The sequence below is a fragment of the Paenibacillus dendritiformis genome, from assembly GCF_945605565.1.
Classification (GTDB): Bacteria; Bacillota; Bacilli; order Paenibacillales; family Paenibacillaceae; genus Paenibacillus_B; species Paenibacillus_B dendritiformis_A.
Genome location: NZ_OX216966.1, coordinates 305,248 through 331,276 on the forward strand (window position 1 = coordinate 305,248; position 26,029 = coordinate 331,276).

Consider the following 26,029-nt stretch of genomic DNA (forward strand, 5'->3'; position numbering starts at 1 on the left):
TGATAGCGCTGCCCCTTCGCCTTATGTCCTTCAATCCTCGGTTTGAACGCTTACGAAATGGATCGATGGCAGACTTCCATTAGGCGCAGCAGAGAGAAAAAGTCTTAGGGTTGATAACGACTCTATGTTTCCCTCTGAGCGAAGGGGATATTGGCCAAAAGGAGGCTAAGGGGCATACGCCCTATTCTGTAAAAAAGGAATAGAACGCCTCAGGAATTCGTTCAATTCGTTCCTGTGACGATTCTATTCCTTCTAACTTTCTTCCCTGTCCCTTCTATGAACAGTCTACCCGGAGAGTCAGCTCTGCTTATCCGCGCGGCGGCTGCGGCCTCGTCCGGCGTGTCGCGATTGCTTCATGCGGATCATCCGGCCAATAATGCTTGGGGTAGCGGCCTTTCAGATCTTTTTTGACTTCGAAGTAGGTATTATGCCAGAAGCTTGCCAAGTCCTGCGTGACTTGCACCGGACGCTGGGCGGGCGAGAGCAGGTGCAGGGTCAGCGGCACTGCGCCGTTCGCGATGCGCGGCGTCTCCTTCCAGCCGAACACTTCCTGGAGCCGAACGGCGAGCACCGGCCGATCCGGATCGGTGTAATCGATCGGGATCCGCGATCCGCTCGGCACCGTCATATGGGTCGGCGCTTCCCGCTCGAGCTGTTGCCGCTTCTCCCACGGGAGCAGCGCTTCGAGCGCCCCCGCGAGGTTGAGGCTCTGCAGGTCCGCACGGCTTCGCATTCCGTAGACGTGCGGGCCGAGCCACTCCTCCAGCTTCGAGAGGAGGGCTTCCTCCCCGGCATCAGGCCAATCCGGCTGATGCCGGTGCATGAATTGAAGGCGCGTCTGCCATTGGCGCGCCTGCTTGGTCCAGGGCAGCAGGGCCAGCCCTTCCCGGGCGATGCCCTGCAGAAGCGCGCGCTGCACCGCCTCCGCATCGGGGGCCGGGTGCGGCGCATCGGCAAGCGTGAGCGCGCCCAGCCGGACGCGCTCGCGCGCACGGACGGCTTGGGCCGCCGCGTCCCAGGCGACCTGCGTGTCCCGCACGAGCTGCTCGGCGAAGTGCCGCTCCAGCAGGGCGCGATCCAAAGCCGCCGCCAGCAGGATGCGGCTGTCCGCGCCAGTGTCGTCGAGCTGCAGGGCGACGAGATAAGGCTCGCGCGCCAGCGGGGCGCTGCGGGCCACGGCGGGGGCGAACGCCGCCCCGCGCCCGTTCGCGAGCAGGTAGCGGCCGTCCGCCCGGCGCTCCGCGATGCGGTCCGGGTACGCGAACGCGGCCAGCAGGCCCGCCTCGGCGGCGGATGGCGGCGGCGCGTCCGCAGGGGCGCCGAACGCCTGGCGGTAGCGCTGCGCCTGCTCGCGCACCTGGCGGACGGCGCCTTCGTCCAGCCGTCCGCCGGCTGCAGCCGCCTGCGAAGCGCGGCGGGCCGCGAGCGCCTCTAGGCGCAAGGTCAGATCCGGGCTAAGCGGCGTCTCCGCCGCGCCCGGGGCCTTGCGGAAGAGGTCGCGCTCGCCGAGCAGCGCCGCCAGATCGCAGGCGGCGGCGCGGAGACCGAGCGGCTCGGCCCGCACGATCATGTGCGCGAGCCGCGGGTGCAGGCCGTTCGCGGCCAGTTCGCGCCCGTGCGCCGTCAACGCCCCCGCCGGCGTCAAGGCGCCGAGCCGTTGGAGCAGATCGGCGCCCTGGGCCAGGGCGGCCGCGGGCGGCGGGGTCAGCCACCGCAGGTCGGCGGCGGCACTGCCCCAGGCCGCCAGCTCCAGCACGAGCGGGGCCAGGTCCGCGTCGAGAATTTCCGGCGTATTATGTGCCGGAAGCTGGGCGTGCCGCGCTTCCGGCCAGAGCCGGTAACAGACGCCGGGGCCGAGCCGGCCGGCCCGGCCGCGCCGCTGGTCGGCGGACGCGCGGGAGACGGGCACCGTCTCCAGGCGCGTCATCCCAGTGCGCGGCGAGAAGCGCGGCACGCGCATGAGGCCGCTGTCGACGACGATGCGGACGCCTTCTACCGTCAAGCTCGTCTCGGCCAGCGCCGTGGCGAGCACGACCTTGCGCCGGCCGTCCGTTCCGGGCGCGATCGCGGCGTCCTGCGCTTCGGCCGAGAGCTGGCCGAACAGCGGGGCGACCCGCACTCGCCCGTCCATGCCGTGCGAGCGCAGCTCGGCATGGAGCGCCTCCTCCGTGCGGCGAATCTCGCCCGCGCCGGGCAGGAACGCCATGAGGTCGCCGTCATGGCGCTGCAGCGCAGCGGCGATCATCCGGGCGACCGCCCGGTCGAGCGGCACGCTCTCCGGCTGCGGGGCATAATGCGTATCCACCGGATACGTCCGCCCCGGGCTATGGATGACGGGCGCGCCGCCCAGCAGGGCGGCGACCGGCTCAGCATCCAGCGTGGCGGACATGACGAGGATACGCAGATCGTCGCGCAGCAGCGCTTGCGATTCGAGCGCCAGCGCCAGGCCGAGATCGGCGTGCAGATGCCGCTCATGGAACTCATCGAAGATGAGCAGCCCCACGCCCTCCAGCGCCGGGTCCTCCTGCAGCATCCGGGTCAGGACGCCCTCCGTGATGACTTCCACCCGCGTCGCGGCGCTCACCTTCGTATCGAGGCGGACCCGGTAGCCCACGGTCTCGCCGGGCTTCTCCCCCATCGTCCGCGCCATATAGCGGGCGGCCGAACGGGCCGCCAGCCGCCGCGGCTCCAGCATCACGATGCGCTGGCCCCGGAGCCACGGCTCGTCCAGCAGCGCCAACGGCACGCGCGTCGTCTTGCCCGCCCCCGGCTCGGCGACGAGCACCGCCCCGCGGGCTGCCTCAAGGGCATCCTTCAACGCGGGCAGGGCATCCTCTATCGGCAATCGGTTCTGTTGCTCCACCATTCCTTCACTCCAACTCCATGTCTGATTCCGTTCACGGCCGCGTCAATCGGCGGCGTAATAAGTCCAGGAGGTCGGCGCATGAGGCCGTTCTCCTGAGACGGGCTTTAACGAACGTGTTCCATGTTCCTGTCCCGTCTTCCCTTCGTCCATCATAGAGGAGAGGAGGCGCGGTTGGCAATGCGGCAGGACAGCAGCCTATTATTGGACGAAACGCATTTTCCGTTTGTTCGTATGTAACGGTATATCTAAGCGGAAGGGGGTGAGCGGAATGGACATCGAGTTGTCCATGGATTGGTCGCTGCTGCTCATGATGATCGGCATGTGCGGCTTGTTGGCCGGCTACTTCTTATCAGTCCGGCTGCAAGCCCCGGGCCTGCAGGCGTACCGCTCGGCGTGGATCTCTGTCCCCGCTCCTCCCGAAGGCGAGACGGCGGTTCATCCCCTTCTGGCCGGTCTGCGGCGCATTCGGAGCAAAATTCCGCGCCGCAGCGGGAACCGGACCCTGGATGAACCGCAGCCTCTCTCTGTGAATCATCAACAATGTACATTCACAGGGAGGGATTACGATGGCTCTGTTACAAGGGATAGCAGATATATTGTATATGGTATTGAGGGGGCTGTACGGCCTGATCGGGGATTGGGGCATCGCCGTAATTCTATTGACGCTGGCGGTGCGCGGCCTGCTCTTCGCCGTGAGCCTGCACACGTCCAGACAGCAGCTGCGGCAAGCGAGAATGCAGAAGGAGCTGCAGGCCGTTCGCGCGCAATGCGGCGAGGACAGTGAGCGGCTGCTTCAGGAGACGGGCAAGCTGTATGCGAAATACGGCATCCGCCCCATCTCTCAACTGGCATCGCTGCTCGTGCAAATGCCGATTCTATACGCGCTGTATCAATTGTTCTCTGCTCACGGAAGCGCAATGAGCTCCTTGCTCGTACCATGGGTCGCCTCCTTCGCGCAGTCCGATCCGTGGCATATCGTCCCGATCGCCTATGCGGCGGTGTCGTTCGTCAGCATGCTGATCCCGCTGACAGCCGAGCTGACCGGAACCGGCAGCGGCCTGAGCCGCAGCCTGCTGCCGCTGCTGGCGACCGGGCTGTCATTGCTGTTTCTGTGGCGGATGCCGGTGGCGCTTGGGCTGTATTGGACAGCGAACAAGCTCTATTTTATTCTGGAGCGGCTGTTCTTCCGTACGGGCTGGGGACATCGCCTCCTGTATAAAAATATACCGGAGGCATCCTAAGCGGAAGACTTGGGGAACCGTGACGGTTCGGACAGATGGGAGCCCCTGACACAACATTCCAGATAGACTGCAACGAACAGGGAGGATGCCCCGGCATCCTCCCTGTTATTTCATTCGAGCGGTTATCCCTTATATTCAGGTCTAAGGATCGACATAACCGATAGCGATTCGAACTGTTCTCCGTTGAAAAAGCAGTCCCGCAATATCCCTTCGTGGACGAAGCCGACCGCTTCATAGACGCGGCGCGCACGGTGGTTCCCTACCTTGACATCCAGCCATATGCGGTGCGCTTCCGTATGCTTCAAGATCCATTGCACGATAAGCCGCATCGCCTCGGTCCCGTAACCCCGGCCCTTCTGCTTCAACGTGATGCGCTTGATGCACACTGACTTATTGGCATCCGCCAAGCCCGTTACAATCATATAACCCGCAGGCTCGCCCTGCTTGTCACTAATAATGGCATGGAGCACATCCTCCTCCGTCAAGGCAGCCCGATGCTGCTCTGCCGTCCATTGCCCGATGAAGGGACGATTGTCCGGGTCATTTTCGATCTCCATGACAAAGGTCAGATCCCGCTCTTCCGTCGTCCGCAGATCCAGCTTGGGCGACTGTATGATGATTCCCTTGTTCATTTTCCTCATCCTTTCGAAAACCAAGCCTCATAAAGCCTGCCGATTCCGTCTTCAATCTCCTGTTCGCTTACCCCACCGAAGCCGAGCAGCAGGGTGGCGTCTCCGGCGTCCGCCGCTTCCCCCCAATAGTTCGAAGTCGGATACACCTTCACCCCGGCGCGGGCCGCCGCCTGCAGCAAAGCGGCTTCCGTCATGCCGTTGCCGATGCGAAGAAGGACGTGAAGACCGGAATCCTGGCCGATGACGCGGACCTGTCCGCCCATCGTTCCCTTCACGGCAGCCAGCAGCGCCCCATGCTTTTTTCGGTAAATTTTGCGTATTTTCCGCACATGCCGATCCCAATGTCCTTCCTTCATGAACCGTTCCAGCGTCAATTGATGCAGCTTGGATGCCGTCTGTTCATACACGGCAAAGTCCGTCCGGTACCGCTCCAGCAGCGTCTGCGGCAGCACCATATAACTTATGCGGATGGATGGCAGCAAAGACTTGGAGAAAGTCCCCATATAGACCACCCTCCCCCCCGAATCCAGACCTTGCAGGGCCGGAATCGGCTTCGCGTGATACCGGAATTCGCCATCATAGTCATCCTCGATGATGAGGCCGTCCCGCTCCTCCGCCCACTGCAGCAGCCGCAGCCGCTTCGCCACCGGCATGACCATGCCGCATGGAAATTGATGGGACGGCGTAATATAGACCGCTTCGGCCCCGCTCGCCTTCAGCAGGCCGACGTTCAAGCCGTCCCGCTCCATCGGAACCGAGACGAGGCGCAGCCCGTGGTTACGGAATATCGCCCAGGCGCCGTCATAGCCGGGATTCTCTATGGCAACCGTTCGGCGCTCGCTGGCGATCATTTGGCTGATCAGCATCAGCAGCTGCTGAATGCCTGCGCCGATGACGATCTGCTCCGGTTCGCAATCGACTCCCCGCGACCGGCGCACATAAGCGGCAATCTGCTTCCGCAGCCCGGGCTCTCCCTGCCGATCCCCGTATTGCAGCGCTTCGACCGGCATTAGCCGCCAGACGTCGTTCGACAGCTTGCGCCAGAGCGGAAGCGGAAAGCCGGCGACATCAATATTGCCGTGCCGGAAATCAATATCATACTCCATGGCAGCGGCCGGATCGGCTGGCGGAGGCGCATCCCGATGGCAGCCTGGCGGAGGAGGCAGCTCTGCGTCGCTCTCCAACTCACAGACGAACAAGCCCGCGCGGGGCCGGCTGTCGGCATAGCCTTCCGCCTGCAGCTGCTGATAGGCGGCCTCTACGGTGTTGCGGCTAAGATGCAGACTGTCCGCGAGCTGCCGGATCGAAGGCAGCCTCGTGCCGGCAGGAATGGCGCCGCTCAAAATCTGCCGCTTCATATACCGGTAGATCTGCTCGTATTTCGGTTCCCCCGCCTTCTCGTCAATGTATGGGATCAGGTCCACCCGCATCGCCCCCCTTCTGTCCCCATCAAGAACCATGAATCTGTAACTTATCATCAGGACAGTATTTGCCTATGATTATAGCAGACTTTCAAAGCTTTGATTACCTGGAGAAAGGAACATCGAGGATGAGCATGTGGTTCAGTTATATGCTGCTTGGCATTTCGCTGTCGGCCCCGGTCGGCCCCGTGAATGTTGCGCAGATCAAAGCCGGCCTGAGAGGAGGGTTCTGGAACGCCTGGTTCGTCGGCATCGGCGCGATGTGCGCCGACGTCGTGTTCATGCTGCTGATTTATTTTGGGGCTGCCGCCTATGTAACGACGCCGCTGGCGAAGCTGATCATCTGGATCCTGGGCTGCGGCGTGCTGCTGAAGCTCGGGTATGACAGCATCCGCGACGCCCGTACCGTCATCGATAAGGGGGACAGCGGCGGCCCTGCCCGGAAGGAATCGATCGGATCGTCGTTCCTGTCCGGCTTCCTCATCGCGATCGCCAATCCGATGAATATCGTATTCTGGATCGGCATCTATGGATCGGTCATGACCAAAACGCTGGAATCGTCGGGGAATGGCCAAGCGTTATGGTTAAGCTGCGCGATTTTTGCCGGAGTGTGCCTATGGGACTTCACGGTCTCGCTCCTCGTCCATCTGAGCCGAAGAGCAGTCTCGCCGCGCCTGATGAAATGGATCTCGATCGTTGCCGGGTGGTCGCTTATCGGGTTCGGCGTCTACTTCGGTTACTCCGCGATTCAACAAACGATACTGCTGCTGCGCGGATAACGGGAACAGGCCGCTTCGATGTCCCAGAACCGGAGTTGGCAAGGCGGTTCCAGACACAGCCGACTTTTCTCCATGCCTGCAGGCAAATCGGTATTCGGAGGATAGCGGGGCCGCCCGGCTATTGCTGAGAAGCCCCGATTCATGGGAAAATCCTATGAAGTTGTCCCTTGAGCCGTCTCCGACAGGGAAAATAGGCGCGGGTGACGCCGCACGAACAGTCCGCCTCCGATGGCCGCCGCCAGCAGAACGAGAGCGACCGCCGCAAGTGCCGACGCGATCGGAAGAATGTCGGTCAGCACGCCCCCGACCAGTGGACCGAGCATCATGCCGACGGCATGGATCATGTTGAAGAGCGCATAGGCGACGCCATAATCTCCTTCGTCGCCTTTGTCGACGATGGCGCCCAGAGTCGGCAGCGTCGGGGACAGCGTGAAGCCGACCGCCGCCCCGATCAGGCAGCCTGCCGCCAGCACGAGCACGGGATGCCCCGCCACCGCAATGAACGGCAGCACGACGGCCATGGCGGCAACCCCGATGACCATGAGGCGGAACGGATTGAAGCGCGCCGACATCGCTCCCGCCACCGGGGCGATGAAGCCGTAGCACAATGTCATCAGCCCGAACAGAAGACCCAGCGCGAGCGGATCCATCTGGAAGCGCTCGGTCAGATAGAGCGGCAGCAGCGGCTCCAGCATCGTCAACGTCGTCTCCGCAGCCAGGATGACGCAGGCGATGAACAGAACCGTCTTGTGCCGCAGCAAGGAAAAGGTTCCTCCTTGTGCCGGCCGGTTCGTCCGGACCGGCTCCTTCAGGAACAGGAGCACCAGCAGGAAGATCGCCGCCGTCAGAGCGGCCGCGAACCAGAACGGCGTATGATGATCGCCGATGTTGAACAGCCAGCCTCCAATCGGCGCTCCGAGCAATGAGCCGGAGGAGATTCCGGTCATCGCCATGCCCATCGCGGCTCCCCGCAGCTTGCCGGGGAACAGATCGGCGAGCAAGGCCAAGGCTGCCGTCCACGAGGCGGCTGCGGCGAGGCCTTGAATGAAGCGGGCCCCGATAAGCGCCAGCGGGGAATTCGCGAAGACGAACAGCATCGTCGCGCCCACCATGCTCGCCAAGCCGAGAATGATGGTCTGGCGCCGGCCAATACGATCGGTTATCCGGCCGAAGAATGGCGTCAGCAGGAACAGCGCGGCGGCGTAGCTGCCGAACAGAATGCCCACCATGGTGGAAGACATCTCATACCGCTCCGTAAAATAGGGAACAACCGGTATAAATAGACTGTATAAGAGCATGTCGACAAATAAAATACTGATAACCAACCCGAATCCAATCCATTGGGTACGGGTCAGTTGACGCATGAATGACATATTCCCACTCCTAAAACTATTTCGTTTTTATTAGTTTTCACAGAAAAATCCGCTTCCGCTACGCTCCTTCGGCTTGCCCTACCTTGATGGAGGGCTGAGGCGGACTCGCCTTCTGCCTCGCCAAGGTCCAGCGCCCTTCTCCGCATGCCGCATAGGATGCATGCCGGGCCGGCCGCAGCCGGCTCGTTCCCGCCGCTTCGCTCGTCTCGGGTGGACTGCCCAAGTTCACTCCCTCGCTCCCCCGGCTTGGTCTGCCTCGCTTCGCGGCACGAGGCCGAACAGGAGCACATCCGCGATCGCATCCATCGCTTCGGGCAGAGCAATGCGCTGTCTGGCGAAGAAGCGCTGGTCCAAGGTGGAATTGACCGCATCGGTAATGACTTTCATAAGAAGCGGCACGCTTTGCTTCCGAATCAAGCCCTGCTCCATGCCTTGCTCGATCAGAAAGCGCAGCGTAGCCCAGTCGTCCTTCAGCGATTGGTCGATCTTGGCCCATTGCTCCGGAAATACGCGCTTCATCTGATCCAGAATCCGGTTATCAACCAGCTCGAAATGATTCGGCAGCACCGTCATAACCGCTTTGATTTTATCCAGCAAGGGCATGGAGGCATCCTCCATAATCGCTTCCGTCTTCCGGTCCGCTTCCTCCAACGCCTGCACGATGATGGTATCCAGCAGCTCCGCCTTCGAGGAGAAATGCTCATACAGCGTGCGCTTGCTGATCCCTAGCCGGCCGGCCAGATCGTCCATCGTAAATTTCATTCCTTTGTCCAGCAATTCTTCTATGAATGCCTTCATAATGCGCTCACGCATTCTTATGGCCACCTCATCTCTCCATGCTGTAAACTCATAAAACATTTATAGTTTTCTTAGTTACGTTACTATGATTATACTCGAAGCCTTCTTTTCCTACAACTGCGGAAAGGACTGCTATGAAGCGATAGAGGGGCAACGAGGTGCCCTTCTTTACAATCCGGCGGTTCTCCATGTACACTGATTTCGTTCGGAATATCGTTCGAGGAATACGATTCAGCTGCCCCTGTATAGGGTAAACAACATAAAAACTGCGTATAAAAACAATGTATCGGGAGGACGCCGCTTTATGACCTTTTATCCGGAATTGCTTGCGACGCCGTTCCATGGGATCGCGATCGCCTTATGGATAGTCGCCGTCATCGGCATGCTCGCCGGAGGCTACGACCGCAAGACCGTGCTGAAAAGTTCGGCCGGAGCTGCCCTGGTGCTGTACGGCGCCGCCAGCATCTTCATTTACGCCGTGTCCTACGATTCCCACCACATGGAGGCGAGGATGCTCGAGTCGTTGGATGACCTGCATACCGAGACCACCAAGGATTTCCATCTGATTCGGCCGGTTGATCATATGGTTGCGAAGGTCGGTTCGTTCCGTGATGACGACATCTACCGGATTACGGTCTATGCCGGCAATTATAATGAGGACGTGGCATTCGATGGCAACCTCAATGTGAAAATGTATGATGCGCAGGGCAACATGCTGGAAGAGAAGACATACAAGGGACTTCATCTGCAGCCTGGGGAGAAAAAGGAGCTCGACCGGATGACGATGGAGACCGAGGTCGATCGATATGAATTTGCATACGAAGCTGATCTTCCTTAACCACAGACAAGCGGCACATCCGGAGCTACAGACCCGGATGTGCCGCTTGTTGTTGTTCGGCACGGTTCCGCCGATTGCGGAAGATAAGATAGGGAAGCCATGATATTGCGATGTACAGCAGCGCCGCCGTGGCGATTTCATCCCATGCCCCGTAGGACGGCGTTCCCTCGTCGCCGCACAGAATGGCCCCGCCCACCAAGTACAGGGCAAAGTTCAGCAGCGGGTAGCTGATGAGCTGCATCCAGTGCTGGATGCGCACGCGTTGATAGAAGAGGAAGCCGAACAGCAGCATGATGCCGGCGGCGATGGCTTTATAAGCGGCGTGCCGGTACATCTCTTCGGTAAGATACCCTTGATCCGCGGCTGCCACAATGCCGTACAGCAGCACGCCCTGCAACAGCAGCATCCCGTATGCTCCCCAGCCAATCTTGCCGAAGCGATACGTCTGTGTGATGGAGGAAGCGGACGCCCCATCCGGGGCAGGCTCCTCCTCTTCCACCGGCTCCAGACTGTCCACGTATTGGTGGAACCCGCAGTCCACCTGGCAGAGATCTTCCGGCCATGCCGCTTCCGCGCCTGCCGGGCCTTCCTCCTCGATCAGGTCCTCCTGTCCTGCGACGAACATGCCTTTCAGCCCGTGAACCGTCGTGCTGTAGTACAGCGGAATATGGCCGGATCGGAACTGGGCCAGCCAGGCCAGGATATCGTCGTTCCGCATCATCGGAATCGACAGCTTCCCGGGCTTCCAACCATCGCTGTATTCCAACGTCAAGGTCCGCACCATACCGAACTGCGGCACTTGCTCCGTGAACTTGGACGGCTTATACAAATGGTATCCTTCCAAGACCGAATACCCGTACCGGACGCGCCGAATGTCCGCCAGCGCGATCGCTCCCTCCCGCTTCTCGCGGGAAGCCAGGTCCCATGCCTCATACTCTACCCGATCCGGGTAGAGGCGGTATGTATCGCGATGGCGGTTCATCCACAGCTGCTCTCCCCACAGGCGGACCGTACCGCGCACGATGAAGAAGCCTGGCACGGTGAGCAGGAAGCTGGCGTATACCCAGCCGTTGCGCCATCCGTACAGGAGCAGGAACGGTCCGATCAGCATCGCCAGCCCGGCAAGGACGACGACGAAGTACACTTCCCACATCAAAATCCAATACCACGGCTGAATCTTCGGCTGCCGAAGTTCATGAATGAGTTCAGTCGTCCTCAAGCTGCAATCTCCCTTCCCAAGACGATTCCATGTTCCATCATATACGCATCGGCGCAAAACAGGAATACTACGTTCCTTACCCCATTTTTCCTGCGATCAATCAAGGCTGAAGCATGGTTTTCTTAACATCCGATCAAAAAACTGTCCCCGGGCCTCTTCGGCCCCTTGGGGACAGTCTGTTGTGCTTACGCCTACCCTTGGTGGCGCTGCAGGAAATCGACCATAGCGCGGTACACCCGCATCTCGTTCTCTTTCTTCGTGAATCCGTGTCCTTCATCGTCCAGCACGATATACTCGACATCGCGCCCTTGCTGGCGAAGCTGCTCGACGATCTGGTCGGATTCCGCCTTGACGACCCGCGGGTCGTTCGCGCCCTGGATGACCAGCATCGGGTTCGTCATGCCTTCCAGATATGTAATCGGGGAATCCTTGATGAAGCGCTCCTTGTCGCGCTCCGGTTCGCCGACCCAGCGATCCATCATCGGCTTCCAATGCTCCGGAACCGAATGGTAGAAGGTGAACAGATTGCTGACGCCGAAGATATCGACCGCCGCCCGGAAATAATCCGCATGGCGTCCGGCCAGGAGCAGCGTCATATAGCCGCCGTAGCTGCCGCCTACGATGAACAGGCGCTCCTTCGATGAGATGCCCCGCTCGAACAGCCAATCCATCCCGGCCACGCAATCGAGACGCGGGCCTTCGCCCCAATCGCACTCGACCAGCTTCACGAACGAGCTGCCGTAGCCGGTGCTGCCCCGGAAGTTCGGGGCGAAGATATTGTAGCCCTGCGCGAGGAAGTACTGGAACATGCTGCGGAATTGCTTGCGCTCCGCCGCCTGCGGACCGCCATGCGGCCAGAATATCGTGTAGCCGTTGGCCGCTTCTGGCTTCGCCCGGAACAGCAGCGCCTCTATCTCCATCCCGTCGAAGGAGGAATAGGTGACGACCTCCGGCTCTACCATCTGCTCGGGCGTCAGTCCGGTCGGCATGTTCCGGGTCAATTGCTTCCAGCCGCCGTCCGCTTGCTTGTAAATATTCGCCGGAGATGCGGCTCCACGGGCGAGCAGGTAGACGGTGCCCGACTTGGCGACATGAATCTGGTCGATAAGCGCGTTCGGAAGCTCCATCGGCTCCAGCTCCCGCGCATCCAGCGAGAACCGGTATAGGCGATCCTCCACGCCTTTTTCCGTAACGAAGTAGAGCGTGCGGCTGTCCTTGTGCCACTTGATCTCGATGATGCCTTCCTGCGGAATCCGGCACAGCTCGGACAATTGGCGGCTCGGGATATGGTACGACGCCGCGTAGGCATACTCCGCTTTGTAATCCGTGGTGAAGACAACCGTGTCTTCATCCACAAAGATGGCGCGACTGCTTCGGTGAACCTCGCCTTCTTCAGCGGGTACCAGCGGAAGATCGCCTTCTTCGGTGCGGACATAGAGCACGCGATATGTATTGCTATAGGAATGGCCGTAGACGAAGCGGCCTTCGCCCGGGCTGACCGCCTCCAGATCCGTTGCCGCACCCTGCCCCTCAATCAGAAGCTCATCCTGCTTCGTCCGCAAATGATATACGCGGCTGTTCAAAAAATTCGGATTATTCCGGCTCGTGCAATAATATAATCTCTCCCCGTCCTCTGACAGGTGGGCGAAATACATCTTGTCCTTCTCATCCGCCTCGATGAGCGGAATCGGCTTGCCTCCGGCTGGCGGGAGCGCATAGATATGGTAGTTCTCGTCTCCGTCGCGTTCGAAGCCGCACAGAATATGACGCTGCTCCGGGTCGATGGCAATGAAGCTGTTGACCTGATTCATGTACGTCAGCGGGTAAGGGAAAGCGGTCCCTTCCATCTCTATCGCCCACAGATTGTAATGGCCGTTCAGGTTGCTGCCGAACACGATTCGGCTCTCATCCCGGCTGACCGCGAACTGGCGAATGACCGTCGTCTGGAAATACTGCTCTACATCAGGCTTCGGAAACTGTAGCAACATATACCCTCCTTCTTGGTGCCAAACCGGGAGTTGGAACCGCATAGCATTCCAAAGTTTGGCATATGAATACGTTCATCATATCTCGATTCCCGCTACCGTGTAAAGTGGGCCTTCTGATGCGCAGGCCGCGCCAGCCCTGACCCCTCAAGTACGGATCGCCTGCTGCTGTATGAGAAGCGCGATGCTGCAGTGCAGTCCCGTTCCGTTCCGGGAACCTCATTTATTTAACCGGTGTTCTTCGATAGGGTAGGCTTACTTTTTCACCCCATAGGCGCTTTCGTTGGGCTGCCGATTCAGGAAGCCGTATTCGATGAGGTAACGGCGCAGCGTAACATAATCGGCATGCATCGCCGGGGCAGCCGAGAGAAGACGCAAAAAGGCCGCTCCGCCAGCTCATGCCGAGCCGGGCGGGCAGCCCATTCCTTGGTTGCTTTATTCTGCTATGCCTTTTGCCGGCTGGATTGAAATCGCGGTGAACTTCCCTGAGGAAGACAGGATTCCGTATATCGACGGCTGGCCTTTCTTCGTGTATTCGAACATCATCGGATAGTCCTGGCTCCAGGACACGGTATATCCTTTCATATCGATTCCGAAAATTTTCTTGACGACGGGCGAAATGGCGGAAATCTTCTTCTCGTCGCTCATCTTCTTGGCCATTTTTTCCATTTGATCATAATCTATGGGCTTGTTGTCTAATACGGAGACGCTCCATATTTTCCCCGTCTTTGTCCCTACGACTACGGAAGCCTTCCCGTCACTGTCGTTGAACATCCAGACATCTGCCTCCACGGCTTTGGTGCGGATGGCCTCCGTCAGCTTCGGAGCGGACACGCCTGCCGCTTTGGACATCTCTTTGAGCGCTTCCTGCGCCCGGGACAACGCCTTTTTGTCCGCTTGGGCCGCCGGGTAGTCAATCCCCGCGAAGGCAACGGCGCCATTGCTGACCACTACGCTTGCATCATCGCTATTGAGATAATAATTGATACTCTTTTCTGCTGCCCCTTTCGCCGTATAGACATCGGTAAAATTGAATTTTTTCTTCCCATCCAGCGCCGTGAGCGCCTTCTCCGCAGCTTGACTCTCCTTGTTCGGCACTTCCTTATAGGAAATGGCCGCACTTACATACAGGGAATTATCGATATCCTCGATAAGGAAGCTGGCAAAGTCGTATTCGTTCGCGCCTGTAAGATAAATCATCTCATCCGACTGATAAGCATGGGTCAGTTCAATCTTTTTCCCCGCGAGCTTCTTCATTTCCTGCTGCACCCGCTGAAGGAGAGCAGCATCGATATCCTCCATATTCAGTTCGACGCTCTCTTCTTCCCAATCCCATTCCTCGGCCTGCGCATGCGCCGGAACCGCGCTTAGGAGCAATGCGGCCATCCACAGCGGCGCGATCCATTTGACCCATTTGGTCCATCTCATCGTCGTGTCTCCCCCTATGTATTATTGGACAAGGAACAGGGACGCCGTACGCCCCTGACCGCCCTCCTAATTATACGAAGGAAATACAGGATCAGACAATGAAGAATTATCCATATATAAAAAAGGGCCCGGCGTAGTCAGTCAACGCCAGGCTTGGGCGAGTGCCCCTAGCAGGCCGTGCACACAGGCCCCTTAATGCGCCGGGAAAAATACCATCTGCAGCGCGAAAATGACGCCGAAGACATAAAGGATCGGGTGCACCTGCCGTCCTTTGCCGCTGAACAGCTTGATGAGCGGATAGGTAATAAACCCAATCGCGATTCCCGTCGCGATGCTGGATGTCAGCGGCATGCTGATCATAATCGCGAACGCCGGGAATGCATCATCGAATTGCTTCCACTGGATGCGGGCCAGCCCCTCCATCATGAAGCAGCCGACAATGATCAGCACCGGAGCGGTAATGGCCGGGAGCGACGAGATCGCTTCGATCACCGGCGAGAAGAAGAGCGACAGGAAGAACAGCCCGGCGACGACGGCCGAGGTCAACCCGGTACGCCCTCCTGCCGCAACGCCTGCCGACGATTCCACATAGGCGCTGGACGGCGTCGTCCCCATCAGCGAGCCTGCCGTCGTCGCCAAGGCGTCGGCCAGCAAGGCCTGCTTCGCCCGCGGAAATGAGTTGCCCTTCATCAGACCCGCCTGCTCCGCGACGCCGATCATCGTGCCGGTCGTATCGAAGATCGTCACCAGCAGGAAGGCAAAGACAACCGTGTACAGCCCGTGCGTGAAGACGCCTGAAATATCGATATCGAACAACACCGGAGCCGTCGGCAGCGCTACGACACCCGTGAACTTCATCAAGCCCATGAAATAACCGATGACGGCCGTCACCGCCATCCCGATAAATAAGGCGCCATGCACCTTGCGGGCCATCAGGATAAGCGTGATGAACAGGCCCGCCAGCGTCAATAACGTGACAGGCTGGTGCAGGTCGCCGAAAGCGACCATCGTCGATTCGCTGGCTACCACAATGCCGGATGATTTCAAGCCGATAAAGGCGATGAATAACCCGATGCCTGCCGTGATGCCGAACTTGAGCGGCGCCGGGATCGACTCAATCAACGTCTCGCGCAGCTTCGTAAAAGTAAGCAGCAGGAATAGAATCCCCGCCAGAAATACCGTGCCGAAGACAGTCTGGTAGCTGACGCCTTGCGAGGCGACCACGGAGGTGAAGTACGCATTCATTCCCATGCCCGGCGCGACGGCAATCGGATGGTTCGCCGCCAATGCCATGGTCAATGTTCCGATAATGGCGGAGATGACTGTCGCCGTGAACACCTGTTGGAACGGCACCCCTGCCCCCGACAAAATAGCCGGGTTGACCACGACAATATATACCATAGTCAAGAACGTGGTAAGTCCCGCTGTCATCTCGGTGCGGGCGTTTGTGCCATGTTCTTTTAATTTGAACCACTTTTCTATCATGAACTCTGCTCCTTCCTTGCCTTGCGCATCGCGCACTTTCGTATCCTAGTCCAAAGCCGACATTTTGTCAATGACATTGTCGATTCATTCGCCTTTTCGTCGAAAATTGCCCGGGAAATGCCGTTTCTACTCTTTCCCCCGCCCCGAAAACGAACAATATGTCGATAGGCACGATTTTTTACACTTACCAGCTAGACTCGTCCTCTGTTGAAAGTGGTTAGTCTAGTATTCCATGTCGCAACGCAAACCCATTCATTCCGTAGTGTATACTACCACATCCTCTTGTCATTCGACCTCCAAGGTGCACCGTTCACCCCCGAGATCGCTCCGTTCATCGCATAAATAAGGCGACCGCATGCATTCCGTTATAAGATAAATGCATCACATGGGGAGCAAGGAGTGAGCGACCATGAGCAAAACGGCGAAAACATTGCTGCAAATGGTATTCGCCTTTGGCTTCGGCCTGCTGGCCGTTATCGTGTTCCATATGATCTAATAGTAAAGCATCGGTCCTCGTGACCATGATTCATATGTAAAAGTAAAGAAACTTAATTAGGGAGAGATGATATTTTGAAGCCTCACATGACAAAATGGACCAGACGTTCCGTACAGCTTTTCGCAGCATCCCTCATTTCTGTAAGTGCCCTGTTCTCTTGGGCACCTGCCGTCCATGGGGAAGCCAACCCGGCTGCGGCCGGATCGACGGCCACCGTCAGCGGCACGGCATCGACGGAATTCAGACAGCAATGGGAAGACTGGCTCCGCACGAATGCGTATGCGCTGGACACGATTCAGCCTGCTCCGACGAAGGACGGCCAGGCTGCCGAGGGCAGCTTCGCCGACCTGGATATGCTGAAGCCGCTGCTGCTGGACAAGCGCATCGTCTATCTGGGCGAGAGTTCGCACGGAGTCGCTGAGTTCAACTCGGTCAAGACGCGGTTGATTCAATTTCTCCATCAGGAATTGGGCTTCAACGTCGTGGCCTTCGAAACTCCGCTGGGCAATGCGGCAGCCGCCTTCGGCAACGTGAATATGAAGACGCCGGAAGAGATGCTGAAGACCTCCATTTTCCCGCAATGGCACACCAAGGAGACGCTCCCGCTGTTCCAATATATGAAGGAAACCCAAGCTACGGAGCAGCCGCTGCAGCTGGCAGGCTTCGATATGCAGCCGATGGGGCCGATTCTGGCCGGGGATTGGATGAAGGATGAGGATCTCAGCACCCGGTATACGGAAGCCGAGCGCTCGATGTGGAAGTGGATGAGCTCGGAGGATCTGGCAGCCTATGCGAAAGAGAAGCCTAATTTGTTGAAATTATACCAGGATATGAAGGCGAAGGTGGCCGAGCAGGAGAAGGACTTGGTGAAGCTGTACCCGGACAACCTGCATCTGATTGCGATGATGAACCGCATGCTCGACGATCGCATCCGCCTGGTCGACGATTACATTGAGCTGAGTATCAAGGCGAATGTGACGGCTCAGGAAGGCGACTATTCCGGCATGATGAAGATGATGGAATGGCGCGACCAAGCGATGGCCGACAATCTGCTCTGGATGGCGACCGAAATCTATCCGACGGAGAAAATTATCGTCTGGGGCCACAACACGCATATCAGCAAGGCGACTTCGCGAATGGAGCAATCATTCATGCCGGAGGCGAGCTTCATGGGCGAACTGATGCAGGACACGATGTTCGGGCCGTACAGCTATGCGATCGGCTTGTATATGGGCAGCGGAACGAGCGCCGATAATCTGGGAGAGACCTTCGAGGTGCAGCCGCTTCTGGCCAATTCAATCGAGTCGTTGATGAAGACCGCGAACCGTCCTTATACCTTCGTCGATCTGCGCTATGCGGAGAAGAGCCCAGGCAGCTCCTGGATGAGCGAGCCGCGCTCCGCCCTCTACTTCGGCATGCTGCCGGAAGTATTCGTGCCGCGGGAGCAGTATGACGGCATCTTGTACATTGATCAGGTAAAAGCACCGGCATTTCTACAATAATGGCCTTATCTATGAAATAGAGAGACAGATTACTTACGAAACCTAGGAGGATATGACCTTGAATATGACATTATCGGATTGGACACGCCGGGGAGCCGCGGTGCTCCTCGCCTCCGTGATTGCCTGCGGCACGCTGCTCTCCTTCGGAGCGACAGCGCACGGGCAAGCCGCAGCGGAAACCAAGCAAGGAGAGGGCAAGGCAGCAGCGCAGGCGTCTGCCGGTACGGCGGATGCCGTTCCGGACCGGGCTCGCACGAGCACCGAGGCTCGTCTGGAGTGGAAGCAGTGGATGAAGGATAACGCCATCGCGCTTGATTCTATCCAGCCGGAGGCAGCCCCGCAGGCCCTGATTCCTGCCGAACGCTTCGCCGATCTGGACGCGCTGAAGCCGCTGCTGGAAGACAAGCGCATCGTCTACCTGGGCGAGAGCTCCCATGGCGCGGCGGAATACAATTCGGCCAAGACGCGGCTGATTCAATATTTGCATCAGGAGCTGGGCTTCAACGTCGTCGCCTTCGAGACGAATCTTGGCAATGCCGCCTCCGCATACGGCCATATTCGCACCCGGGAGCCGGTCGCGACGATGAAGGATTCGATCTTCCGCGTCTGGCAGGCACAAGAGACCGTCCCGCTTTTCCAATATATCAAGGATACGCAAAACACGAAGACGCCGCTGGCGCTGGCCGGCTTCGATATGCAGCCGCAGGGTGCGCTGTTCACGGGCGAGTGGATGGGCGACGCCAAGCTGGCCAAGCAATTCCAGGATGCGGAGCAAGAGCTGGATGAGTGGGAGATGACCGAAGATGTAGAAGGTTACCGCAAGGCGAAGCCGAAGCTGCTGAAGGTGTACCAGCAGGTGCGGGCGCTGCTGCCGAAGCGCGCCGAGGAGCTGCAGCGGCAGTATCCGGATAATCCGCATATCGTCAAGCTGATGGAGCGGGCCCTGGACAACCGGATTCAAGTCGTCGAGGAGTATATGGAGATCTCGATTAACGCCACGGCGTTCCTGAACGGGAAATCGATGGACTACATGTCCGTTATCCAATCCTCGGAATACCGCGATCGGATGATGGCCGACAACCTGAGTTGGCTTGCCACCCATGTCTATCCGAACGAGAAGATTATCGTCTGGGCCCATAACGGCCATATCGCCAAAGCGTACTCGCAAGAGATGAATTCGCTGCCGCGCGTCCATATGGGTGAATTGATGCAGAAGACCGAATTCAAGGATCAGAGCTACGTAATCGGCCTGTATATGGGCGGTGGCCGCAATGCACATGTCACCGGGGGCGCTTCCGACGCGCTTCCTCCGATGCCGCATTCGATCGAGGAAGTAATGAAGGGAGCAGGGCATCCGTTCGCCTTTGTCGACCTGCGCTATGCGAAGCGCGCGCCGGGCAATTCGTGGATGACGCAGCCGAATATCTCCTACTATGACGGCGTCATGCCGGTCAGCAGCATTCCGGCGGAGCAGTTCGACGGCATCCTGTTCATCGATGAAGTAAGCGAACCGGTTTATTTGAAGTAATCCGCGATCAGCACAAGGCTGCGCCGTTCAAGCAGGCATTCTGCTTGGGCGGGCAGCCTTGTTCGCTTTCTATTTACAGGTTGGTCAGGGTGGAGCCGCAGTATTCGCAAGCGACGCTTGCTTGGGCCGGGACGGTGTTCTGGGCGCCGCATCCCGGACAGATCATCCTCCGCGGAGGCGAAGGCGGAGACTGGGCGCTTGCCGTCTCCTTGGCCGCAGCGGCGGTAGCGGTATAGGCCGACCGCTTCGGGATGGGCTCCCGGCTGTACTTTTTCCACTCTTGATCGGTAGTCCGGCCCGCTTGCGATGAGCTTGCCTTCCCTTCCCCGCTGAACCCGTTCGGGGCCGATTGAGCTTGATCCTCCTTGCGGTTCAGCCTCGTGCCCGCCCAGTACATGAGACCGCCTGGGAGGCAGAACAGAATGAAAAAGATGATCAGAATTTCCAATTCATTTTCCTGTTTTGATAAGGCAAGCACCAGCACAACCAACCCGAAAAAGATAAGGAATATCAAACCGATAACCCGCAGCATATTGCCAAGACGGAACCATCGTTTCAGGAACATCCATGGACGATGCGCCGCTGGTGCGGCTTTCAGTTCTTCCCACTTCATCCACCGAACTGGAGCCTCCTTTTCCGCTGACTTGATGACTCTGTTACCGGCGTGTATCATGGACAACCCGGGCAACAAGTACAGGACACCAGCTATGAGTAACACTTGAGAGTAGGGTGGTGGAGTCGGACTCTGGAACAATTGTCCATAGACCATAAGAACAAATATGGAAATCGAAATCCCGCCCGCAATACGTAATCCCCGACTTTTTCCCCGTTTACTCTTATCATCATATTTGCTGCGAAGGATACCCAACGCAATTCCCGTAGGCGGACAAATAAAAAACATAAAGGCAACCCCGGCCACGCTGAGCCACAGGCTTCGTCTTTCCCTGGACATGGCGCACCTCCTACTTCATCACCGTCATGCGTTCATTACGGAGACGAAGGATCTTCGCAATATCCAGCATCAGTTGACGCAGCTCGTCAGAGGAATGCAGCGTCGGCCGTTCGCGAACGAACGAACGCACCCCGCTGTCCAGCTGCCGCACCTTCTCCATCAGCTCGGCCTCTTCCAATACCAAGGCCGGATGCGATATCGGATCGCTGTATTTCAGCTGCTCCTCCAGACTGGACAGCAATTCCCGCAGTGTGTCGCGGTCCGCATGCTGACAGCTGTCCAGCTCCATTCGCGCTCCGTGCAGGATGATATAGAGCTGCTTCATCGACTGGATTCGGATCTGCTCGTCCGCTTCCTGGCTGCGAATAAATATTTTGGCCATGCCGAGAAGCAATCCCACGATCAGCATCGCTGCCAAGGTCAAGATATGAATGAATAAATAGATTTTGAACGGAATGTCGAAAATAAGCCAGAATAGCACGATATGCAGCAGAACGGCGGCATCATAAATGGTGATGACCGCAGCCAGCGACATGTAGGCCGGGACGGAAGCCTTGAATTCGTGGCCGCTCTCAATCATGTGGAACACGAATCCGTAGCTGATGACCTCCGCCAGCACAAGGACGCCTAACGACAACCACCAGGAGGCGTCGCGCGTATCGGTCTCACTGAACGAGAAGAACAGCGAGAGCGTAACGATAAGGATGATAGCGAAAATCGTCGTCGTAATCCCTTTGTATGAGGTAAGCTGTCTCATCCGTACTCCCCCCCCTATGTCAGCTTATTGCCGCATTCTACGCAAAATTTCTGTCCCGGCTGCACTTCGTGGCCGCATTGGCCGCATGTGAGCGCAAGCTCCTGACCGCAATGCGGGCAGAACTTGACTCCGGGCTGCACATTCTCCCCGCAATGGCGGCAAGGAACCGGCATATCTTGCCCGCATTTCATGCATTGGGCTTGGCCCGGCTGATTGTCCGCCCCGCAGTGGGGGCATGGATTATACGGGTCGCCGCAATGCGGACAGAACTTGGAACCCCGGGACATCGAACGGTTGCAGGCGCCGCACCGGACTTCTTCCGGGGGAGCGGCTTCGCCGGATGCGGCAAATGCCGTGCCGCATCCCGTGCAGAAGGCGGCATCGTCCGGATTGCGGCGCTCGCACTTCGGACATGTTTTCTGCCGGGCCGGCACAGCCTGCAGCTCATCGGTCAGCCGCGTCATCGTGCCGCCGATGGCCCCGCCAACGCCATAGCCCATGCTGAGGCCAATCCCCGCGCCCATCAGATCCGAATGGGTGCCGCCCTCGTTCTTCGCGGCCTGCTCGAGCGTATCGAATGTGCGCTCCTGCTGATACGTGAACCCGATAATATCCATCTCCGCCCGCTTCGCGAGCGCTTCCCGCAGGCGCTGCGTGGCCGGATCGTCCTCCGGCGTATTCACGGAATCGACCGTGAAGTTCAACAAGCGGATGCCATATTCCTCAAAGACGGGCGCCACTCGTTCCTGGATATGCTTGGAGATATCTGATATGTATGCGTTAATTTCCAGTATGCTAACTTTCCGGTGAATGAAATAAGACGAAATTAGCTCATGAATATTCATCATCAGCACGCCGCGGAAATATTCGCTTAGCGCGTCCTGACTGAATATGGGCATCGTGCCGACAAGCTTTCCCAGGAACTTGCGGGCGTCATCGATCTGAATGCCGAATTGGCCGTAAGAGCGCACCAGCACGAACATCTGATATTTCGGATCCTGAAGCTGCAGCGGCGCTCGCGTCCCCCATTTGATATTGAGAGAATGAAGCTTGTTGACGAACCATACCTCCGCCGTGAACGGCGACTTGCCGCCGAACGGCAAATTCACGATATTGCTGATAATCGGGATATTTGCGGTACTTAACGTATGCCGGCCGGCGGTGAACCGATCCATCGCCTGTCCGCCTTTATAGAGAATCACTTCCTGCGATTCATTGACGATAAGCTGCGTCCACGTCCCCATCTCCTGGTTCGGATGCTTCCACGCGAATACATCCGGTGGACCGTCGTATTTGATCACATCAATGATTGCCATCTTCCTTCTCCCCCCGCTGAATATATCTGTCCATTCTATCGGTTATATGTATAGAGGCTTGCAACGAAACCTCCCAAATACAAAAAATACAGTCACATCTCTATTATAGGAAATATTAACTAGGAAATATATCATAAATATCGTGTCGGAGCGATCATTTTGTATTCTAGCCTATGAAGCCGAAGCGCAAAAAAACACCCTCATCGGGATGAGGGCGGAACGCTCTTATAAAAATCTTCTTCTCGGAACGCGGCGTCTTCTCTCCAGCAACACGATGGCCAGCAGGTCGAACAGGACGAGCGGCAAGATGAACGGAGCAAAGGAGGTGTGCACTTTGTTCGCATGCTTCACGGAACTCACCTTGAGGTAAACCCTCTTTTTGTCCACCTTCACGATCTTCCCGACATAGATATTGCCATTCTTCGCTGTGATGCTGACCTGCTTGTTCAGGCAATGGACGCATTTTCTGTACTTGGATACGGCAGGCATCGATTGACCTCCCTTGCGCTTTTGTCGAGGCCAGTGTATGCCGGCTGCCGGGGTAGCGTGTGGGCCGGGCTATTGCCGGGGTCCTGCTTTGCCTGACCCTTTATAAGAATTAGAACACTTTATCCAAATCATATACCTCATCCGGTTCGAAATAATTTCTCGCAATTTTCAGCGTAAACCAATTTTGGCGGATAATCCAAGACGGGGTCACGTAGTAATTCTTCACTCGAATCACTTCGTTGCTCATCTCTTGATTGATGCTGAGAGCGGCTTCATCGGCATCGCCGAATGTGCGAAGCTTTTTGTAGACAGGGTGACGCTCCCTGTCCATCATTCTGTACAGCGCCCTTATCAGATTGAAGACGGCAAACAGGAAAACAGGAGTCATGATATAGAAAATCTGCGTCACCTTTTTCTGCAAAGCGCCTGTCATATCCAGCATAAAGGGCAGGACCTGCCGCTCACCGTCTATCAACTCATTGGCGATTCCATAGACATCTGCCGGGACGCGGAATAACGCCCCCTCTAGCACACCATCGAGAGGCTCATCAACGTTGTGTCTGATTACGACAAAACGATCTTTCAACTGGGCCAAAGAATACTCGTATACTGCCTTCTCATCGCTTCGCACCATTCCCTGAAAAGCGGTCATCCACTCGACTTGCTCCGCAATCGGCTCATATATCGTGTCGGCCTGGAAACGAACATGGAATTGATAGACTTCCTCCGGATCAACGACGGACAGCAATTGTTCTCCTTCCACCTCGAACGGCCCGTTCATGTAATTATGGATAGTTCGAAAAGAGCCGCTGCACATGAGGATAACGACAACCATCAGGATTAGATTGCTTATTAGAAAATTTCGATTGCAGCGTTTTATCTGATATTGTAGAAAAGTATCCGCCATGTTATCATCCCCGAGAAGTATCCGTATCGGTCTTACCTTTTTCACTAAGATCAGTCAAGGAGTAAGTTTCATTGCACGTGCTGCATCTGTAATAGATGCCAAGCTTGTTGACTGACCCGACATACCCCTTGCCAAGCTCCGCACGCTGCAGCATTTCTTCACAGCTCGGACATCTTTTTTCCCTGAAAAGAAAGTAAGACAGCTCTTTGGCCGAAAATTCTATCTCATAGGAAGTCATCGTTGCGTTCTCCTTTAATTTTTTATGCATCCGTTTTTTCATATATCGGCATAACCCCCGCATCATTTCATAAAATAAGGAAAAATATTAATTTCTACGTGAGAAAGGAAGTCCCTTGCTTCCGTTAGGAGCGTTCGGATCGATCACCAATTCGCTCCATTTGATGATACAATGTCTGGAAAAGGGGGATTCAACAATGCATGCACCTAAACTGAAGCAAGGAGACGAAATTCGGGTTATCGCGCCTTCCAGAAGCTTATCTCTCATTTCCATGCCGCAGCGAGAGCTGGCGAAGCGCCGCCTGGAGCAAATGGGGTTTACCGTGACCTTTTCCATCCATGCGGAAGAAATGGATGACTTCATCTCGTCCTCAATTGAATCCAGAGTGAATGATCTGCATGACGCGTTCCGAGATCCGGGAGTAAAAGCGATCTTGACCGTTATCGGCGGATTTAACAGCAATCAATTGCTCCGCTATTTGGATTATGAACTGATCCGGCGCAATCCGAAATTATTCTGCGGATATTCCGACATCACCGCGTTGAGCAACGCGATATATGCCAAAACCGGGATGATCACCTATTCCGGGCCTCATTTCTCGACCTTCGGCATGGAACGAGGCATCGAGTATACGGCGGAACATTTCCTCGCGGCGATGACGACGAATGAAGTAATAACGGCGAAGCCTGCGGAGCAATGGAGCGACGATGCTTGGTATCGCGACCAGGAACGGCGGGATTTCATCCTGAACGAAGGGTGGGCCATCCTCCAGACTGGAGCTTGTGAAGGAACGATCATCGGGGGCAATGTATGCACGTTGAATCTGCTGCACGGCACGGAATACATGCCCGATTTGCAGGGGGCTGTGTTATTTCTGGAGGATGACGAGGAAACCGATCCGGCGACGTTCGATCGAGACTTGCAGTCGCTCCTTCACCAGCCTGGCGCCGATGCGGTGCGCGGCTTAGTCATCGGCCGCTTCCAGAAAGCATCGCGCATGACGCTGGATTTGCTGAAGCAAATTATCGCCAGCAAGCAAGAATTGCGGGGCATCCCGGTCATCGCCAACGTAGATTTCGGCCACACCACGCCGCAACTTACGTTCCCGATCGGCGGCCACGCCAAGCTGGACTCCAACCCCGAGGCGCCGCTGCTGCAGTTCGGGGAAGAGGCTTTTTAAAGGCGAAAGAGGAATACGGATGGATAGAAGAGCGTGCTGCAAACTCGTGAAGCGGTTTGCGGCATGTTTTTTCGCCAGAACTGTTCCAGACTTTTAAAGTATTTCTGTTCTTCCCGATTGTAATCAATCATAGCCAGGAAGAATTCAATAATGCTGTCGAACGATCGATTTCCTCTACCGCAAACCAGATAACGGCTCCCGGGCTCGGCAATTTTGGCTTGGCAAGCACGAGTAAATCTTTATCGATGCTTGTCGCGGCAAGCGGGAGAAGCTGATCTGTCGTAAAGCCGAAGCTTTCTAACACCGAATCTTCTAGTGCGTCTAACGTAACAACGGCATAACTCATTTCAGAGGAATTAGACAATTCACGGGTGCCGAATTTAAATCCACTGATTGGTAATAGCTCTTCCACCCATTCGCATGCTTAAAAATTCTAATCGCATTGCTTTAAACATAATAGTCACAAGTTATCCAAAAAGAGCTAAATATATTCCAAAGAACGGAAGAGGAAAACATTTTTGGTAACCCCTAAAATTAGTGAAAACTTCCTACAAGTAGAACAAAGGTTATATTGTTGCTGTTGAGATAAAGAGATTCAT

At 57.1% G+C, this 26,029-nt stretch carries 23 protein-coding genes and 1 pseudogene; 6 read left to right on the plus strand and 18 right to left on the minus strand.

Features of this window, described 5'->3' with window-relative positions; genetic code table 11:
* Positions 1 to 307: 307 nt before the first annotated feature.
* Both hrpB and NNL35_RS01250 read right to left on the minus strand, forming a co-directional pair.
* Complete coding sequence (gene hrpB / locus NNL35_RS01245; RefSeq protein ID WP_006677042.1) at positions 308 to 2,866, minus strand: ATP-dependent helicase HrpB; 2,559 nt, start codon at positions 2,864 to 2,866, stop codon at positions 308 to 310.
* 349 nt (positions 2,867 to 3,215) lie between these two features.
* A complete protein-coding gene (locus NNL35_RS01250) occupies positions 3,216 to 3,404 on the minus strand; it encodes a hypothetical protein (protein ID WP_138985631.1) in 189 nt (62 codons plus the stop codon).
* A gap of 28 nt (positions 3,405 to 3,432) precedes the next feature.
* Between NNL35_RS01250 and NNL35_RS01255 the strand changes: the two genes are divergently transcribed.
* Positions 3,433 to 4,107 (plus strand): YidC/Oxa1 family membrane protein insertase, encoded by a 675-nt coding sequence (locus NNL35_RS01255; RefSeq protein ID WP_006677040.1) that lies wholly within the window; start codon positions 3,433 to 3,435, stop codon positions 4,105 to 4,107.
* Positions 4,108 to 4,229: 122 nt separating this feature from the next.
* On the opposite strand, the gene NNL35_RS01260 is transcribed toward NNL35_RS01255, so the two are convergent.
* On the minus strand, positions 4,230 to 4,739 hold the full coding sequence (locus NNL35_RS01260) for a GNAT family N-acetyltransferase (protein ID WP_006677039.1): 510 nt from the start codon (positions 4,737 to 4,739) through the stop codon (positions 4,230 to 4,232).
* Between the two features lie 5 nt (positions 4,740 to 4,744).
* Positions 4,745 to 6,169, minus strand: a complete 1,425-nt coding sequence (gene pdxR / locus NNL35_RS01265) for a MocR-like pyridoxine biosynthesis transcription factor PdxR (protein ID WP_006677038.1) — start codon at positions 6,167 to 6,169, stop codon at positions 4,745 to 4,747.
* 125 nt (positions 6,170 to 6,294) lie between these two features.
* Here pdxR and NNL35_RS01270 point away from each other — a divergent pair, with 125 nt between their 5' ends.
* Positions 6,295 to 6,939 carry a LysE family translocator gene (locus NNL35_RS01270; RefSeq protein ID WP_006677037.1) on the plus strand — a complete coding sequence of 215 codons (645 nt, stop codon included), beginning with the start codon at positions 6,295 to 6,297 and terminating at the stop codon, positions 6,937 to 6,939.
* A 152-nt stretch (positions 6,940 to 7,091) separates the two neighbouring features.
* Here the strand turns inward: NNL35_RS01270 and NNL35_RS01275 are convergent, their stop codons facing one another.
* The 3 genes from NNL35_RS01275 to NNL35_RS01285 are packed head-to-tail and all read right to left on the minus strand — an operon-like array spanning position 7,092 to position 9,125.
* A complete protein-coding gene (locus tag NNL35_RS01275; RefSeq protein ID WP_006677036.1) occupies positions 7,092 to 8,312 on the minus strand; it encodes an MFS transporter in 1,221 nt (406 codons plus the stop codon).
* Positions 8,313 to 8,370: 58 nt separating this feature from the next.
* Positions 8,371 to 8,535: a hypothetical protein gene (locus NNL35_RS01280; RefSeq protein ID WP_254552855.1), complete on the minus strand. Its 165-nt coding sequence runs from the start codon at positions 8,533 to 8,535 to the stop codon at positions 8,371 to 8,373.
* Positions 8,536 to 8,537: 2 nt separating this feature from the next.
* On the minus strand, positions 8,538 to 9,125 hold the full coding sequence (locus NNL35_RS01285; RefSeq protein WP_006677035.1) for a TetR/AcrR family transcriptional regulator: 588 nt from the start codon (positions 9,123 to 9,125) through the stop codon (positions 8,538 to 8,540).
* A gap of 289 nt (positions 9,126 to 9,414) precedes the next feature.
* On the opposite strand from NNL35_RS01285, the gene NNL35_RS01290 reads away from it, so the two are divergent.
* Complete coding sequence (locus NNL35_RS01290; RefSeq protein ID WP_006677034.1) at positions 9,415 to 9,948, plus strand: hypothetical protein; 534 nt, start codon at positions 9,415 to 9,417, stop codon at positions 9,946 to 9,948.
* Positions 9,949 to 9,973: 25 nt separating this feature from the next.
* On the opposite strand, the gene NNL35_RS01295 is transcribed toward NNL35_RS01290, so the two are convergent.
* The 5 genes and pseudogenes from NNL35_RS01295 to NNL35_RS01315 all read right to left on the minus strand — a co-directional run bounded on the left by NNL35_RS01295 (position 9,974) and on the right by NNL35_RS01315 (position 16,065).
* Positions 9,974 to 11,167 (minus strand): hypothetical protein, encoded by a 1,194-nt coding sequence (locus tag NNL35_RS01295; protein ID WP_006677033.1) that lies wholly within the window; start codon positions 11,165 to 11,167, stop codon positions 9,974 to 9,976.
* Between the two features lie 191 nt (positions 11,168 to 11,358).
* Complete coding sequence (locus NNL35_RS01300) at positions 11,359 to 13,155, minus strand: S9 family peptidase (protein ID WP_006677032.1); 1,797 nt, start codon at positions 13,153 to 13,155, stop codon at positions 11,359 to 11,361.
* A 252-nt stretch (positions 13,156 to 13,407) separates the two neighbouring features.
* Positions 13,408 to 13,503, minus strand: a pseudogene (locus tag NNL35_RS01305) (DUF2087 domain-containing protein); the annotation flags it as partial.
* Positions 13,504 to 13,587: 84 nt separating this feature from the next.
* Positions 13,588 to 14,580: a hypothetical protein gene (locus NNL35_RS01310; protein ID WP_006677030.1), complete on the minus strand. Its 993-nt coding sequence runs from the start codon at positions 14,578 to 14,580 to the stop codon at positions 13,588 to 13,590.
* Between the two features lie 192 nt (positions 14,581 to 14,772).
* Positions 14,773 to 16,065 carry an NCS2 family permease gene (locus NNL35_RS01315; RefSeq protein WP_040731356.1) on the minus strand — a complete coding sequence of 431 codons (1,293 nt, stop codon included), beginning with the start codon at positions 16,063 to 16,065 and terminating at the stop codon, positions 14,773 to 14,775.
* Positions 16,066 to 16,647: 582 nt separating this feature from the next.
* Here NNL35_RS01315 and NNL35_RS01320 point away from each other — a divergent pair.
* Positions 16,648 to 18,063: an erythromycin esterase family protein gene (locus NNL35_RS01320; RefSeq protein ID WP_040731352.1), complete on the plus strand. Its 1,416-nt coding sequence runs from the start codon at positions 16,648 to 16,650 to the stop codon at positions 18,061 to 18,063.
* 64 nt (positions 18,064 to 18,127) lie between these two features.
* The gene (locus NNL35_RS01325) at positions 18,128 to 19,591 is read left to right on the plus strand and encodes an erythromycin esterase family protein (protein ID WP_040731350.1); all 1,464 of its coding nucleotides are present in this window, start codon (positions 18,128 to 18,130) and stop codon (positions 19,589 to 19,591) included.
* Positions 19,592 to 19,664: 73 nt separating this feature from the next.
* Here the strand turns inward: NNL35_RS01325 and NNL35_RS01330 are convergent, their stop codons facing one another.
* The 5 genes from NNL35_RS01330 to NNL35_RS01350 form a co-directional block, all read right to left on the minus strand.
* Positions 19,665 to 20,204: a hypothetical protein gene (locus NNL35_RS01330; RefSeq protein WP_138985630.1), complete on the minus strand. Its 540-nt coding sequence runs from the start codon at positions 20,202 to 20,204 to the stop codon at positions 19,665 to 19,667.
* 349 nt (positions 20,205 to 20,553) lie between these two features.
* Positions 20,554 to 21,300, minus strand: coding sequence for a hypothetical protein (locus NNL35_RS01335; protein WP_006677026.1), 747 nt, complete (start codon positions 21,298 to 21,300; stop codon positions 20,554 to 20,556).
* Between the two features lie 14 nt (positions 21,301 to 21,314).
* On the minus strand, positions 21,315 to 22,616 hold the full coding sequence (locus NNL35_RS01340) for an SPFH domain-containing protein (protein WP_006677025.1): 1,302 nt from the start codon (positions 22,614 to 22,616) through the stop codon (positions 21,315 to 21,317).
* A 225-nt stretch (positions 22,617 to 22,841) separates the two neighbouring features.
* Positions 22,842 to 23,105, minus strand: a complete 264-nt coding sequence (locus tag NNL35_RS01345) for a hypothetical protein (RefSeq protein WP_006677024.1) — start codon at positions 23,103 to 23,105, stop codon at positions 22,842 to 22,844.
* Between the two features lie 109 nt (positions 23,106 to 23,214).
* Positions 23,215 to 23,886, minus strand: a complete 672-nt coding sequence (locus tag NNL35_RS01350; protein ID WP_254552857.1) for a hypothetical protein — start codon at positions 23,884 to 23,886, stop codon at positions 23,215 to 23,217.
* Positions 23,887 to 24,446: 560 nt separating this feature from the next.
* On the opposite strand from NNL35_RS01350, the gene NNL35_RS01355 reads away from it, so the two are divergent.
* A complete protein-coding gene (locus NNL35_RS01355; protein WP_006677021.1) occupies positions 24,447 to 25,430 on the plus strand; it encodes a S66 family peptidase in 984 nt (327 codons plus the stop codon).
* 127 nt (positions 25,431 to 25,557) lie between these two features.
* Here NNL35_RS01355 and NNL35_RS01360 read toward each other — a convergent pair whose 3' ends face one another.
* Positions 25,558 to 25,842, minus strand: coding sequence for a hypothetical protein (locus tag NNL35_RS01360; RefSeq protein WP_138985628.1), 285 nt, complete (start codon positions 25,840 to 25,842; stop codon positions 25,558 to 25,560).
* Positions 25,843 to 26,029 lie beyond the last annotated feature (187 nt).